The organism is Lutispora sp. QWL-02, from assembly GCF_058315355.1.
This window is the reverse complement of the sequence record NZ_CM177762.1, coordinates 1073718-1089416: the sequence shown is the minus strand read 5'-3', so window position 1 is coordinate 1089416 and position 15699 is coordinate 1073718. Positions and strand designations below refer to the sequence as shown.

Genomic DNA, 15699 nt, shown 5'->3' with positions numbered 1-15699 from the left:
TATTCGCAGCAAAGCATCTCTTTTATTTATTATTTTCAAGCCAGTCAAAAGCTCCTTGAGCTAAAAGGGCAGTACCTTTCCAGAAAACATCTTCATCTACTATGAACTTTGAATTATGATGGGGATATACCGGCCCCTTCTCAGGATTAGCTCCTCCCAGGAAAAAGAATGTTCCCGGCACCTCTGACAGGTAATAGGCCATATCCTCTCCACCCATTGTAGGCTCTGTGATTTCCAGGATGTTCTCTTCACCAATGACCTTTTTAGCTGTTTCATAAAAGCCCTTGGTAAACTCCGCATCGTTTACTACAGGCGGAGCACCCCAGGTGATGTCGTATTCGTAAGATCCTCTCATAGCCTTTGTAACACCCTGGGCTATTTCTTCTATCCTCTTTGCGATCATTTCTCTCTCTTCATTGTCTATAGCCCTGAAGGTTCCTTCTATCTCAACCTCATCGGGTATGATGTTATAGGCTGTTCCGCCGTGGACCTTGCCTATAGTGACAACTGCAGGATGTGTGGGCTTCATCTCTCTGCTCACTATTGTCTGAAGGGCAACAATCACGTGACTGACCATGACAACTGGGTCAATACCCATATTGGGCATCGCTCCATGGCATCCGTGCCCTTTGATTTTTAAGCTGAACTTATCAAAGGACGCCATTGCCTTTCCGTAGCTTATGGCTATCTGACCGGGTTCTGTTTCCTTAAAGATACTTCCTATATGAAGCCCCAGTACGGCGTCCAGCTTGGGGTTTTCCAATACGCCATCCTTTATCATAGCTTTGGCGCCATGGCTGCCTTCTTCATCCGGTTGAAAAATAAGCTTGATAGTTCCGTGTATTTTATCCCTATTCTCATGCAGTATCTTTGCCGCTCCCAAAAGCATTGCGGTATGAGTATCGTGACCGCAGGCATGCATATTGCCATTGGCTGCGATAAAGGGTACGTCCGCCTCCTCCTTTATTGCAAGAGCATCCATATCTGCCCTAAGGCCTATAACCTTTCCGGGTTTCTCACCTTTGATGATTCCCACTATTCCGGATACTCCTACACCTGTTTTATATTCAATTCCTATTTCCTTTAATCTTTCTGCCACATAAGCGGCTGTCTTCGGGAGCTCAAGGCCTACCTCCGGAATTTGATGAAGGTATCTTCTCCAGCACACGATATCGGGTTGAAGCTTTTTCGCTTCATTTACAATATCAATCAATTTGAATCCTCCTTTCATAGGCTAGCTTTTTACGGATTTATGTTCCATATTGTAAAATAATCTGGCTATTATAATTGTTCCAAATACAGAAGCAATTATGAGTACCCAAGCAGGAAGTGTCGTCGTAAATCGAAGTATTACGGGGATTCCTATTCCCACTACTGCCAGCTTTGGATATTTGATGGCAAATTGTCCGAAAACCGCTCCGAAGATTGCAGGGACTGTATAATTTGTGAATGCGCTTGCAATAACCGGAGGCAGTACCTTAATAAGAGCCGCCCCTACGAAAGCCGCAAGGGTAGTGCCGATAAGGTTTGTTATAATTGACCCTGTAATTCCGAGAGTGGATATCACTTCAGCTTCTTTGGTCGCCGGCTCGGTATCTGTTACTTCAAGAGCCATTGCCGCGCATGGAAGCCTCAGGTTTGAAATATTTCCCGACAGGAATGAGAGATAAGTACCTGACATACCAAGCACTGAGTAATATGATATAGGCTCAACCACATAAAATGCACCAAACAGTGCTGCAATCATACCCCAGGATTTCATAGCCACCTCAAAAGGAGGAAACACGCCATATTTCATATAAAGGAAAATCACCGGAAAGAAGCTTAAAGCTGCCGCTAGCAATAATGTTACCATTCCAACCCTTATAACCGGTTTGAACCATAGCTCCTCAAATCTTTTATTATCCATAAATTCCACCTCCCTGTTTATTATCCAAATATTACTGCTGCGAGCATGCCAACGAGCATAGCAATACCCAGAGCATATTCTTTAATCTTCGGAAGCTTCTCAGTCAGCTTAATGACTACGACCATGGAAATAGCCCCTGCTATGACTGCTATAAGCCCGCCGCCACCTTTTTTAATGTCTCCCGAGTTCAAATAGCCGAATACCCCAAGCATTGCAGCAGAGCTTAATACGGCAAGCCACTTGACATCCCCGCCGCCGACTTTATTTCTTATGCCTTCCAGCTTATGGGTAAAAAGTCCGGCAAAGACGAGCCAGCCAGCACCATTAGCAGCCATAGTCCACCATCCTGTAGCAAGAGCATTTAAGTCGTAATCTGGTCCTCCAAAGCTGACACCAAGAGCATCCGCACCTGTTTTGGCAGCCGTGAGCTCTGTCGGTGCCGAACCGATTATAGATAATCTTAACCAGCTTATAGGGCCGCCGATAACAGACATCATGCCTACCATTACTATGAAAATGGCAATTACAGGCCCGATAGCAGTTAAAAGACCGGTCTTAAAAGCTCTGTCACACTTTTCATCAGGAATATTCAATTCCTTGGCAGTTTTTCTTGCAAGCCTGGTGTAAATAATGGCTTGAATAGCCGTAAGGATTACTACAGGAGCTGCTGCCAACCAGACCCCTATTTCGTTAGCTACTCTTAAAATTTCTTGATTCATAAATACACCTCCATAATTTGTTTATAATTTCACAACCTCTCCTAATTGATCTTACAATACTTAGCTTGAATTAGCTTTGTCTTTATAGTATAAAAAGATAATAAAAAAAATATACCTGTCAGACAATTACTGACAGAGTATATTATATATCCTCACGGAAACCGTGTATTTCATCCTTTGCTCAAAGCTGTCGAAGTTCACGCCTAATACCTCGCAAAGCCTTCTATACCTGTATTTAATGGTATTATAATGTATAAACATGTTCTTGGCGGTTTCCTTCAAGCTCCATTCGTTTTCCACCAGATGATTCAATGTATCAAAGAGGTATGTTTTATTGATTTTATCATATTCAATGATCTTATCGAGGCTCTCCCTGCAAAATTCCTTTCCATAACCAGTGGATGATATATCATAATACAGCCTATACAGACCTGCTTCATCATAAAATTTATAGCTGTTTGTCATTTTTGAAAGCCTGTCTATTTGAACGACCCGGAAGGCTTCGGTATAGCTTTCCTTTGCCTGCATGATATCGGCTTTAATGCCTCCTATTCCAATGCTCAATGTAAATCCTGTCTCGTTTTTAACCTTGAGCAGCAGCTCGCCGCAGGTTTTTGAAAGCTTGTTTTTTATTTTATCAGGGTTATTCACATTCAAGATAAAGGTTATACTGTCGCTCAATGTTGTATACGCCGACTGAGAAAAATCCCGCTTAACGCTTTCTGTGATTGTTTTGAATATCTTTTCCCTGGTCATCTCAAGATCTAAATTGTCTTTTTTATGGCTCATCTTAAAATACTCGGATTTATAATTATCTATATCAAACATCGTTACGACAATTTTGCCTTTAAATTCCCATCCAAAGATTTTAGATCTCTTTTTTACCTCTTCAATAGATCTTATGTTTTTTGTTATCAGGTCCCTCACAAACTCGTCTCTATATCTCATCTCTATCTGATTATTGGATATTTTGCGCTGTATATAAAGCTTCAACACAGTGCATGTGTGTTCAACGGCTATCTCTTCAAGCTGATCCAGCTCTTTTTTTGTATTTAGGACAAGATATCCGTATATCCTGTTCTCATAGGATATTTCATAAATCTTGTACTCTTGAAAGTCAGAAAACTTCATATTCTCTATGTCACTTATAAAGCTCGGATCCACTGAATCATAAACAACGGTGTTGAAGTAAAAGTCCACATAGGCGGATTCAAACTCAATTATTCTCTTTAGGTTTGCCAATATATCATTTATATTGCCGCCGTCAATAACCAATTGAGTAAAGGATTTGTGAATTATCTCTGATTTCTTTAATCTATCGGCTTGATCGTTTATTATTTTAGCCAGAACCGGATTGATGATTTCAATAAATGCATAGCGGCTGGGAATATCAATGATCGGAACATTTAACTCATTAGCTCTGTTAATGACATTACTTGGTAAGTTATGCAAGAACCTTTCTGTTTTTATTCCTATCCCAGCCATTCCTCTGGTCTTAATGTTTTCAATGACTTCTTCAAAAAGCTCCGGAGTATCCTTAAGACAGTAACCCGTAGTGATTATAAACTCTCCGCCTTTTGACCAGCGGAATGCATCGGGTGCATCAAAAACTGTAACAGAGCTTACCTCGTTATCGAGACCCTTTCCTCCCGCTAACACTTTTAAATCGTTTAAGCCACATTTTTCAATCATTTCCTTTACTGTAAACAATGCGTCACCTCAAAATCATATATATCTCATTTGTATCATGAACTCCAGCTTTATTTAAAAACCCACTTGGGCATTGAAAACCTTGCTGTCATTTTGGGATCTACTACTTGACATATCTCCGTATTCCCAATGGCGCTCAAAAGCATGCCCGCTTCATTAATATCCATATGAAGTTTTCGTATAACCCTGTAAAGCATGTCTTCGGCTGAGGTTTTTACAGCCTGGAACAAATCCTCATGAGAGGCTATAGTGTACACTTTATCCTCATATTCCAATATGGGATTCCTTATTTCATGATTTTTCAATAAATCTATTTTTACCTTTACCTTGCCTGCAATCTCTATGCCGGTAACCATAACCTCACCGTCCCCCATAGCAGCATGAAGATCTCCCATGGCCAGCAGTGCACCTGCATGGAAAACCGGAAGATATAAGACAGCACCTTCGGCAATTTTGCTATTATCCATATTGCCGCCATGAGATCCAGGCTCTCCGTTAGGTATAGCATCTTCGCCCGGAGCTACGCCTATAACTCCTATCATAGGCTTGCACGGGATGTATATGCTATCATTAAATATTGCTTTACCTTCTATTATCGGCAATATCTTTATGCTTGATTCCCCAATATTGCCGCCAAAAATACCAGCACCTGGAATAGCTGCCATCACACCGTAATCATTGATATCTATCTTTAGTATTTCTATTCTTAATGTATCGCCCTTCTCAGCACCTTTTACATATAAAGGTCCCGTAGCAGGATTGATCTTCTTCCAGTCAAGCTTTTCTATAGACTGCTCAGAGCTGCTGATCTGGTTTTGAAAACAATCACAAGTCTCAAACACAACTGTGCTGCCTGGCTCAACTTCCAAAGCAGGCTTATTTTCACTGCTCATGCTATAGATAAGTCTGTCGCTTTTTATTAGATTGGTCATGTGATTTCCTCCTTTTCAATGGGATAATTTTGTTTGTTTATTATTATAAATTATATATGATTATACGGAAAAAGTAATGAAAATGTATCACCAAGGCTTTCAGTTTCTTGCAGATGCTTCAGTAAAGCGAGGCCTCTTGGCCCCGAACCAAGAAGCCCTATTGATTGTTTGGGTTCCTTGTAGGTAGTTTAGTAGCTACCAATATATTGTACGGCAAAGTGCCCGAAAGAATGTTTCAATTCCTTATAGGTACTCTAGCAACTTCTTTCGCTGCCAGGTCTCAAATAGATGATATTGAGTTTCAATTCCTTATAGGTACTCTAGCAACACTTGTCACCGTTTAACCTGTTATGGTTAAGTTGCATGTTTCAATTCCTTATAGGTACTCTAGCAACCCAAAAGCCTGGAATCGAGACCGACTGCCGTCTCTTTAGTTTCAATTCCTTATAGGTACTCTAGCAACTGGTCAGATATCAGAGTTGCCTTATATGCTAGAGAATTGTTTCAATTCCTTATAGGTACTCTAGCAACGATTGGTGGCTGAAAAATGGACCTTTGGGTCGTGAGAAGTTTCAATTCCTTATAGGTACTCTAGCAACATGGAACTTTTTTTTTCAGACTCATAGGCATTTGGGATAGTTTCAATTCCTTATAGGTACTCTAGCAACACTGCTTAGCTGTTTATTATACCACAAATTTACAAAAGTTTCAATTCCTTATAGGTACTCTAGCAACTTTCTTTGGCTGCTTTGGCAGCTCTTTTTTTATTCAGTTTCAATTCCTTATAGGTACTCTAGCAACCAATCGCCACCCCATTCAAGGCCCAGCTTCTTGCCCTCTTCTCCAAGTTTCAATTCCTTATAGGTACTCTAGCAACGCAGTGCCTATTTCAAATTCCTTTGTTATCGCTAATGTGTTTCAATTCCTTATAGGTACTCTAGCAACTATTTTCATCCGCTCCGGGGAATTCTTGTTTTAGCCTGTGTTTCAATTCCTTATAGGTACTCTAGCAACTTTGAGGAAGGTATTGAAATCGAGGTATATTCAAAGTTTCAATTCCTTATAGGTACTCTAGCAACTTTACTGCATAGCCTTACTGATTTTTCATTTGTCTGTTTCAATTCCTTATAGGTACTCTAGCAACAGGTCATTAGACTTTCTTAATTCGATATGGGTTTCTGTGTTTCAATTCCTTATAGGTACTCTAGCAACTTTACAATAATAGGAGGTCGTATTATGAAAATAACAAGTTTCAATTCCTTATAGGTACTCTAGCAACTATATGTATTGTGCATTTACTTCCATTTCTTCTTGCGAGTTTCAATTCCTTATAGGTACTCTAGCAACCGAAATGCGCATTGCGCAAGACCAGTTTATGACTGAAAAGTTTCAATTCCTTATAGGTACTCTAGCAACTACTACATATTGGAAAGAGAAAAAGAAGGTTATGACTAGTTTCAATTCCTTATAGGTACTCTAGCAACCCTCCACAAATCCTTTTAGCCGTGAATAAATCATCGTTTCAATTCCTTATAGGTACTCTAGCAACCCGACATCTATTCCTTTTTTCTTAGCCTTATAAATGTTTCAATTCCTTATAGGTACTCTAGCAACTTTGAAGATATAACTCTTTTAAATCAAAAAATTTCTTGTTTCAATTCCTTATAGGTACTCTAGCAACAAAAATTCAAAATTTACTTGATGATGTATTAAAAAGTTTCAATTCCTTATAGGTACTCTAGCAACAAGAAGCTCAAACAAAGATTTGACTGTATCTATAGGTTGTTTCAATTCCTTATAGGTACTCTAGCAACTATAGCAGCTTTTTTATTTTGCGTTGGCGGTGGTAAGTTTCAATTCCTTATAGGTACTCTAGCAACTATGGCCCAGCAAGAATAACCATCAGTTCGGATGAAAGTTTCAATTCCTTATAGGTACTCTAGCAACCGGGAGTACTACTTTAAGAAAAGAAATCAAATGACTGTTTCAATTCCTTATAGGTACTCTAGCAACGAGCTTCTGAGATCGGACTTATACATGTTCAAGATTTGTTTCAATTCCTTATAGGTACTCTAGCAACCCAGCAAGCATGGCACAAAAAGCTTGCGATTATATATGTTTCAATTCCTTATAGGTACTCTAGCAACATATGGTGACATAGTATTAGACATGGACGCACTATGGGTTTCAATTCCTTATAGGTACTCTAGCAACTATTTTCATCCGCTCCGGGGAATTCTTGTTTTAGCCTGTGTTTCAATTCCTTATAGGTACTCTAGCAACTTTTGAAATGTGCATTAGCCCTTCTTGTAGTCACAGGGTTTCAATTCCTTATAGGTACTCTAGCAACGGTTGAAATCACTGACGGCATACCAAAAGAATTTGCTTGTTTCAATTCCTTATAGGTACTCTAGCAACATAAGCAGAATGTACATATAGTCTATGGTAGTCCATGTTTCAATTCCTTATAGGTACTCTAGCAACTTGTGAAGTTGTTTAATAAAGCGGCTGATTCGGGAACCGGTTTCAATTCCTTATAGGTACTCTAGCAACCTTCATCCCATGCAACAACCAAAGGCTTGGGATAGTCCTGTTTCAATTCCTTATAGGTACTCTAGCAACCGTCCCCAGCGGCCAAAGATTGTATTACATTGACCGCAGTTTCAATTCCTTATAGGTACTCTAGCAACGACTATATCACAGCAAGCAAAATGGCAGAAACCGGGGTTTCAATTCCTTATAGGTACTCTAGCAACTTCGCCCTCAACTGCTTCAAGATTCCACTTTCCAGCCTGTTTCAATTCCTTATAGGTACTCTAGCAACAAACATAAGTGCATACCTTTAGAAAATGATGAAGAAACGTTTCAATTCCTTATAGGTACTCTAGCAACCACTGTAGTCCCATTGTGCTATAGATCTGTTTGTGGTTTCAATTCCTTATAGGTACTCTAGCAACATGAGATTTCCTGAGCTCTCAGGGGGATGGCAGATATTGTTTCAATTCCTTATAGGTACTCTAGCAACCTAAAGAGTACAGAGTTAATGTTTATGCTGATGAATGTTGTTTCAATTCCTTATAGGTACTCTAGCAACTGAGGTCATTCAAACTTAGGGGTGAGACATGTCACCACAGTTTCAATTCCTTATAGGTACTCTAGCAACGAAAAAAGCCAATCTAGAATTTTATCAATCATCATTGTTTCAATTCCTTATAGGTACTCTAGCAACAATAACCAACATCTCCAAGGCTTCCACCATTTTCACGAGTTTCAATTCCTTATAGGTACTCTAGCAACCCGGTGCTGCTGGTGCAGCCTGTCCGTCAAATGCTCGTTTCAATTCCTTATAGGTACTCTAGCAACGAAGAGAAGGAGAGGAGTAAAGGTGTCAATGCAGAGTTTCAATTCCTTATAGGTACTCTAGCAACCTTTTAGCGCCTTGCGGGCTTCTTTCAACCTTTCGTCGTTTCAATTCCTTATAGGTACTCTAGCAACGACAATTGCATGCTCGCAATCGGAACATTTGTAAGAATGTTTCAATTCCTTATAGGTACTCTAGCAACTATTATTTCTGAGCCGGAGGCTTTGGATTTGATACTGTTTCAATTCCTTATAGGTACTCTAGCAACCTTTAGCCCACTTTAGTATCCATCTTGTGGGGTTCATAGTTTCAATTCCTTATAGGTACTCTAGCAACTCGTTTGTCTCGATCTCTGCATTGTTGCCTAGGCCCGAGTTTCAATTCCTTATAGGTACTCTAGCAACTTAGAAAGAAAAAATTTGATATAAAAACATATTTAATGTTTCAATTCCTTATAGGTACTCTAGCAACACGGCACACCTTTTGACCTTATAGGCTGCAGTGATGGGTTTCAATTCCTTATAGGTACTCTAGCAACAAAGCCTAGCAGCTGGACTATACTTTTAGAACAAGTGTTTCAATTCCTTATAGGTACTCTAGCAACTTAGCCCAGGTAGTGGAAGGTTAGCATTTTTTAAGTTTCAATTCCTTATAGGTACTCTAGCAACTTAGTATGCTCTATTTGGGAAGTAATTATGCATGAAATGTTTCAATTCCTTATAGGTACTCTAGCAACTGATAAGGAAAGAATAGTTCCTGTTGGCTTGTACACGTTTCAATTCCTTATAGGTACTCTAGCAACTCTTATTGCATTTGCAGCTGCTTTGACTGCATATGGTAGTTTCAATTCCTTATAGGTACTCTAGCAACGCAGCAGCTTGCAGATGATCAAGCGTCGCATACGGCAGAGTTTCAATTCCTTATAGGTACTCTAGCAACTATATTATTGGCAAAATATGAGTCTTCTACTTTCTTTTGTTTCAATTCCTTATAGGTACTCTAGCAACCACCAAATTTATTATTGCTTACTCCAAAATGTATCTGGTTTCAATTCCTTATAGGTACTCTAGCAACTGCCGGATTCAGCCAGCTCAGCTACAATATTGCTCAGTTTCAATTCCTTATAGGTACTCTAGCAACCTATTCATTTTGATACATTATATCATGAACATTTAGTTTCAATTCCTTATAGGTACTCTAGCAACCGTCAATGATCCTCTGTGCCATATATGCCGACATTAGTTTCAATTCCTTATAGGTACTCTAGCAACTTATAGAGTGGCTATACAAAAAAATACCTGGAATCAATGTTTCAATTCCTTATAGGTACTCTAGCAACTTGCCAAGTCAATGCCCATTATATATGGCTTTCCATGTTTCAATTCCTTATAGGTACTCTAGCAACTTTTTTCAATATATCCCATCTGCCATAGCCGCCATCTTGTTTCAATTCCTTATAGGTACTCTAGCAACCTGCAAATCCATACCACCGCTTCATCTTGACGCCCCCTGTTTCAATTCCTTATAGGTACTCTAGCAACTTGGCCATCTATTTCACCTCCTGATATTCATAGCTTGTTTCAATTCCTTATAGGTACTCTAGCAACCAGTCCAAGCAATATCCTTCATTTCTGAGCCATTCTAGTTTCAATTCCTTATAGGTACTCTAGCAACGATGAAGTAGAAGTTTTCTCTTCGCACTTGCAGCGTAGTTTCAATTCCTTATAGGTACTCTAGCAACTATCTGGTCTGCTATTAGTTCAGCTTCTACTTCAGGTGGTTTCAATTCCTTATAGGTACTCTAGCAACTAATGGACAATCTGCAACTTATCGATATGAAGATTTTATGTTTCAATTCCTTATAGGTACTCTAGCAACCAATTAATGAAATAGCAGGCATCAGCCCTATGGATTAGTTTCAATTCCTTATAGGTACTCTAGCAACTAGCGACAATATAAATGAAATGAATGAAGCTATACTGTTTCAATTCCTTATAGGTACTCTAGCAACAAAAATGGCAAGAGATAATAATGAACATTCCCCTAAGTTTCAATTCCTTATAGGTACTCTAGCAACAGTCCCTGCGATGGGACGAAACGGGAAAAAAAGGAGGAAGTTTCAATTCCTTATAGGTACTCTAGCAACGTATTTTCTAGTTATGAAGGAAAAGATATTCCTTACATGTTTCAATTCCTTATAGGTACTCTAGCAACAGTATCAAATCCAAAGCCTCAGACTCGGAAATAATAGTTTCAATTCCTTATAGGTACTCTAGCAACTTTGATTTCACAGACATATCTGAAAGTGAAAAAAAAGTTTCAATTCCTTATAGGTACTCTAGCAACCACTTTATAAATGGTGTAGGAATCGCTATAGATGGGTTTCAATTCCTTATAGGTACTCTAGCAACCATTGAGCTTGATGGCTATGATGTAGTGTATGGAGGTTTCAATTCCTTATAGGTACTCTAGCAACCATTGAGCTTGATGGCTATGATGTAGTGTATGGAGGTTTCAATTCCTTATAGGTACTCTAGCAACTCAACTGTTGATGAGGACACAGCATGCTTTTTACAGGAGTTTCAATTCCTTATAGGTACTCTAGCAACTGTCGAAAACGTAAGGCCTAGGAAGCCTTTTATCCCGTTTCAATTCCTTATAGGTACTCTAGCAACCTCTGTGATAAAAGAAGCTATGCAGATGATTAGTGAGGGTTTCAATTCCTTATAGGTACTCTAGCAACGGATAACTATGGTCAACTCAGAGACAGCGAAGATGTTTTGTTTCAATTCCTTATAGGTACTCTAGCAACAGAGATAGTTACAATTCTTATGCTATGCTTGAAAGTGGTTTCAATTCCTTATAGGTACTCTAGCAACTGAAACTTCATAAATGCTATGCCTATAGATAGCATGAGTTTCAATTCCTTATAGGTACTCTAGCAACTTTCTAAAAAACTGTTTAACAAGGCTACAAAGAAAGTGTTTCAATTCCTTATAGGTACTCTAGCAACAGTTGATGAACATGACATTGGGAAGACTTTCAGCCCGTTTCAATTCCTTATAGGTACTCTAGCAACGTCGCATAACAACGATTATAAGTCGTGCAATGAAAAGTTTCAATTCCTTATAGGTACTCTAGCAACATAATTTAGGCAATGTAGATGTAGATGTAAAGGTGAGTTTCAATTCCTTATAGGTACTCTAGCAACTTGGATGTCCTTTAACATAATTTCACCTTCTTTATGTTTCAATTCCTTATAGGTACTCTAGCAACCTGCTTACGACTGGTATGCCCTTCTTTTCTGTTACCCCAGTTTCAATTCCTTATAGGTACTCTAGCAACGAATAATGCTAGAGGATACAGGCTTCCCTGTAGAAGTTTCAATTCCTTATAGGTACTCTAGCAACCTTGATTTTAGAACGGAAAAGGTGTTCATTGGGTTTGAGTTTCAATTCCTTATAGGTACTCTAGCAACTCCTCTTTTATTTTTTCCTTTAGACTTTTTATATTTCGTTTCAATTCCTTATAGGTACTCTAGCAACATCTTAAGGAGTCTTTGTTCATTTTCTTAGATTCAAGGTTTCAATTCCTTATAGGTACTCTAGCAACTCTTTATCTTCCTTACGTTTAACTGTACCCTGCTTTATGTTTCAATTCCTTATAGGTACTCTAGCAACTTAAGGCTGATGATATCGAATCTTTTGATCAGGCTAGTTTCAATTCCTTATAGGTACTCTAGCAACGAAAAAACTGTATACCCAAACTATGGAGAAAATCAGTTTCAATTCCTTATAGGTACTCTAGCAACAGCGCTGCCGTATCTAAGCAGATCCGGAGGACAAAAAGGTTTCAATTCCTTATAGGTACTCTAGCAACCCGGCATGCAGCTCCAAGCAAAGGTTCTTAATACTGAGTTTCAATTCCTTATAGGTACTCTAGCAACTCTTCCACCTCCATCACTAGGCACACCAAATACAGGAAGTTTCAATTCCTTATAGGTACTCTAGCAACAATCCATCCCTTAATTCTTTTGCTTTTTCCTTGCTAAGTTTCAATTCCTTATAGGTACTCTAGCAACAGCACGATATATGAAGAAGGTAATGGGCAATTGGTATGTTTCAATTCCTTATAGGTACTCTAGCAACTGTGGAAGCATATTGCGGAGCTCTGGAAGTCATTCACAAGTTTCAATTCCTTATAGGTACTCTAGCAACTAAGCTGACGGGAGAAAGGAGCAGATAGGAGTGGATAAGTTTCAATTCCTTATAGGTACTCTAGCGACGTCTAGAAGTTGAAAAGAACCAGTTGAATCAGAGCAGTTTCAATTCCTTATAGGTACTCTAGCAACCAGCAAGGCTTTTGGACAGCACATTTCCAGATATAGAGAGTTTCAATTCCTTATAGGTACTCTAGCAACTCCGATGTATATAGATAAGTCGGTTATACTGGAGACTAGTTTCAATTCCTTATAGGTACTCTAGCAACTATAGTGCTGTATCCCTGCAGTATGTTTTGAATTTGAAGTTTCAATTCCTTATAGGTACTCTAGCAACCAAGCACACACATGATGCAATGTCCGGAGTCTGAAATAGTTTCAATTCCTTATAGGTACTCTAGCAACGCGCATTAACGGCCTTGAGGCCGCCCATCTGCAATTTAGTTTCAATTCCTTATAGGTACTCTAGCAACTTTATACCGGATATCAAAAGGACGAGAACGGCGAGCAGTTTCAATTCCTTATAGGTACTCTAGCAACTGTTTTATGGTATAGCCGTATTGGATTGTTGTCAATGGAGTTTCAATTCCTTATAGGTACTCTAGCAACTACACATTGTACTGGAATTTGAATATCCCATATAACTCGTTTCAATTCCTTATAGGTACTCTAGCAACTAATTCGTTTAATCGTACACTACCCATTTCGCCACGCTTGTTTCAATTCCTTATAGGTACTCTAGCAACTTCAGTATTAATTCCATGTTCATTTTTCTACCTCCGTTTCAATTCCTTATAGGTACTCTAGCAACTGAAGTTGAGCTTATGCAGTATACAGGGCTCGAAGAGTTTCAATTCCTTATAGGTACTCTAGCAACTTACCCACAACATTCCAAACCCTTTGCAAACTCCAGTTTCAATTCCTTATAGGTACTCTAGCAACCCTTGTTGGTAATGTATTGCGGTATTTTTTTCACAGTAGTTTCAATTCCTTATAGGTACTCTAGCAACATATGCAATACTTTTTTTATTATTCGTTCGACACAAGTTTCAATTCCTTATAGGTACTCTAGCAACTTTTCTTTGAAGGACAATACAAAGAGGATTTTCTGTAGTTTCAATTCCTTATAGGTACTCTAGCAACTTTCACACTAGCAACGGTAAAATTGTAAATTATTTTAAGTTTCAATTCCTTATAGGTACTCTAGCAACTTTTATCCCGAAGCATAGGACAAGCCCACAACTCAAGTTTCAATTCCTTATAGGTACTCTAGCAACCCGCCCATGAAGTCAGGCATTTTCACTTTTAACTTATGTTTCAATTCCTTATAGGTACTCTAGCAACTTATTAAACTTCGGTAGCTTGTCTCTATACAAAAGGTTTCAATTCCTTATAGGTACTCTAGCAACAAATGAACATTTATTTAAGTCCATCTATACAAGAACAGTTTCAATTCCTTATAGGTACTCTAGCAACATTACGCGGGTGTTCTTTATAGACATCTTGAACCTTGTTTCAATTCCTTATAGGTACTCTAGCAACATTGAAACCGATGTAAACATAAAAATTGAAGAACTTAGTTTCAATTCCTTATAGGTACTCTAGCAACTTTTTCTAGAAATGAAATGGAGAGACTCTTGGAAGATGCGTTTCAATTCCTTATAGGTACTCTAGCAACGAATGTCTTTACTCCTGCTTTCTTTTCAGAGGCATGCAGTTTCAATTCCTTATAGGTACTCTAGCAACGTTGTATTACCGGATACTTATGGAGCAGGATTAGGCTTGTTTCAATTCCTTATAGGTACTCTAGCAACTTCCTTGACAACGACGGGCGGGGCGTTTAGTGCTGGTTTCAATTCCTTATAGGTACTCTAGCAACCTCTTTTATGTTGAATGTGGGAATAGAAGGGGGGTGGAGTTTCAATTCCTTATAGGTACTCTAGCAACTTTTGGCCTTGTTCAATGGACACCTGCAACAAAATATCTGTTTCAATTCCTTATAGGTACTCTAGCAACTTTGACGTAAATAGTCTTTATCCGTCAGTTATGCATGAGTTTCAATTCCTTATAGGTACTCTAGCAACATTCTTTACATATGCGCCCTTCTAATTGCTTTATTCTTGTTTCAATTCCTTATAGGTACTCTAGCAACGCATCAATCTCAACTTGCTTCAGTGCCACTTCTTCAGGTTTCAATTCCTTATAGGTACTCTAGCAACATAAATTGGTCAATATAGGGTTTGGTACAGTATTTGAGTTTCAATTCCTTATAGGTACTCTAGCAACAGATTAAAAATTAATTCACATCACAAAGAAATCACGGTTTCAATTCCTTATAGGTACTCTAGCAACCCATCATACACCTTGATATTACTATAATCTCTGCCTTTCTGTCAAATATATAAATGCTTTAATTTCAGGCTACAAATTATTCTAATAATTGCCTCTAATACTTGGTATCAAATGCTTACTGTATAAAAAATAAATTGTCGTCGATCTCCATAAGTTTTTGCATTATCTATGGTCGACGACAATTTATTTCATCAGTTTATTACATATTTATTTTTTCATGCTTCTATCGTTACAAAAAATTGTCCTGTCCCCCTTTCTTGACTCCCATTATCTCTACAGCAGAATATTTTGTTGTCCTAAAGCTATATATGATAACAGAATCTTCTTCGACATTTATCTTTTTACTCAATTCTGTCTTTAACTTCACCAGATTTGCCGGGGTAATTTCTCCTTCAAATACAGAATTTTGTACCCAATAAAGATATTTTCTGCATGTCTTCAATATTTTAGAAACTCTTTTCTCACCTATATCATAAACAAGTATAATAAACATACGA

The 15699-nt window shown here is 38.5% G+C and carries 6 protein-coding genes and 1 CRISPR repeat array; all 6 genes read right to left on the bottom strand.

All coding sequences use genetic code 11. From position 1 onward, the window contains the following. Nucleotides 1-22 precede the first annotated feature (22 nt). Complete coding sequence (locus AC4HCY_RS04770) at nucleotides 23-1210, bottom strand: M20 metallopeptidase family protein (RefSeq protein ID WP_442916753.1); 1188 nt, start codon at nucleotides 1208-1210, stop codon at nucleotides 23-25. Between the two features lie 24 nt (nucleotides 1211-1234). Continuing rightward, the gene (locus AC4HCY_RS04765; RefSeq protein WP_323433582.1) at nucleotides 1235-1909 is read right to left on the bottom strand and encodes a hypothetical protein; all 675 of its coding nucleotides are present in this window, start codon (nucleotides 1907-1909) and stop codon (nucleotides 1235-1237) included. A 20-nt stretch (nucleotides 1910-1929) separates the two neighbouring features. Beyond that, entirely contained in the window at nucleotides 1930-2628 is a 699-nt protein-coding gene (locus tag AC4HCY_RS04760) for a DUF5058 family protein (RefSeq protein ID WP_491095499.1), read from the bottom strand. 126 nt (nucleotides 2629-2754) lie between these two features. Beyond that, nucleotides 2755-4338, bottom strand: a complete 1584-nt coding sequence (locus tag AC4HCY_RS04755; protein WP_323433580.1) for a PucR family transcriptional regulator — start codon at nucleotides 4336-4338, stop codon at nucleotides 2755-2757. Between the two features lie 50 nt (nucleotides 4339-4388). Continuing rightward, nucleotides 4389-5270 carry an acetamidase/formamidase family protein gene (locus tag AC4HCY_RS04750; RefSeq protein ID WP_491095498.1) on the bottom strand — a complete coding sequence of 294 codons (882 nt, stop codon included), beginning with the start codon at nucleotides 5268-5270 and terminating at the stop codon, nucleotides 4389-4391. A gap of 232 nt (nucleotides 5271-5502) precedes the next feature. Further along, nucleotides 5503-15202: direct repeats of the CRISPR family, unit length 30 nt; unit sequence GTTTCAATTCCTTATAGGTACTCTAGCAAC. A gap of 229 nt (nucleotides 15203-15431) precedes the next feature. Continuing rightward, on the bottom strand, nucleotides 15432-15695 hold the full coding sequence (gene cas2 / locus AC4HCY_RS04745; RefSeq protein WP_323434005.1) for a CRISPR-associated endonuclease Cas2: 264 nt from the start codon (nucleotides 15693-15695) through the stop codon (nucleotides 15432-15434). Nucleotides 15696-15699 lie beyond the last annotated feature (4 nt).

Bases quoted from the DNA above. Each gene is read 5' to 3' on its own strand.
- AC4HCY_RS04750 (WP_491095498.1), bottom strand. From the start codon at position 5,270: ATGACCAATCTAATAAAAAGCGACAGACTTATCTATAGCATGAGCAGT.
- cas2 (WP_323434005.1), bottom strand. From the start codon at position 15,695: ATGTTTATTATACTTGTTTATGATATAGGTGAGAAAAGAGTTTCTAAA.
- AC4HCY_RS04765 (WP_323433582.1), bottom strand. From the start codon at position 1,909: ATGGATAATAAAAGATTTGAGGAGCTATGGTTCAAACCGGTTATAAGG.
- AC4HCY_RS04760 (WP_491095499.1), bottom strand. From the start codon at position 2,628: ATGAATCAAGAAATTTTAAGAGTAGCTAACGAAATAGGGGTCTGGTTG.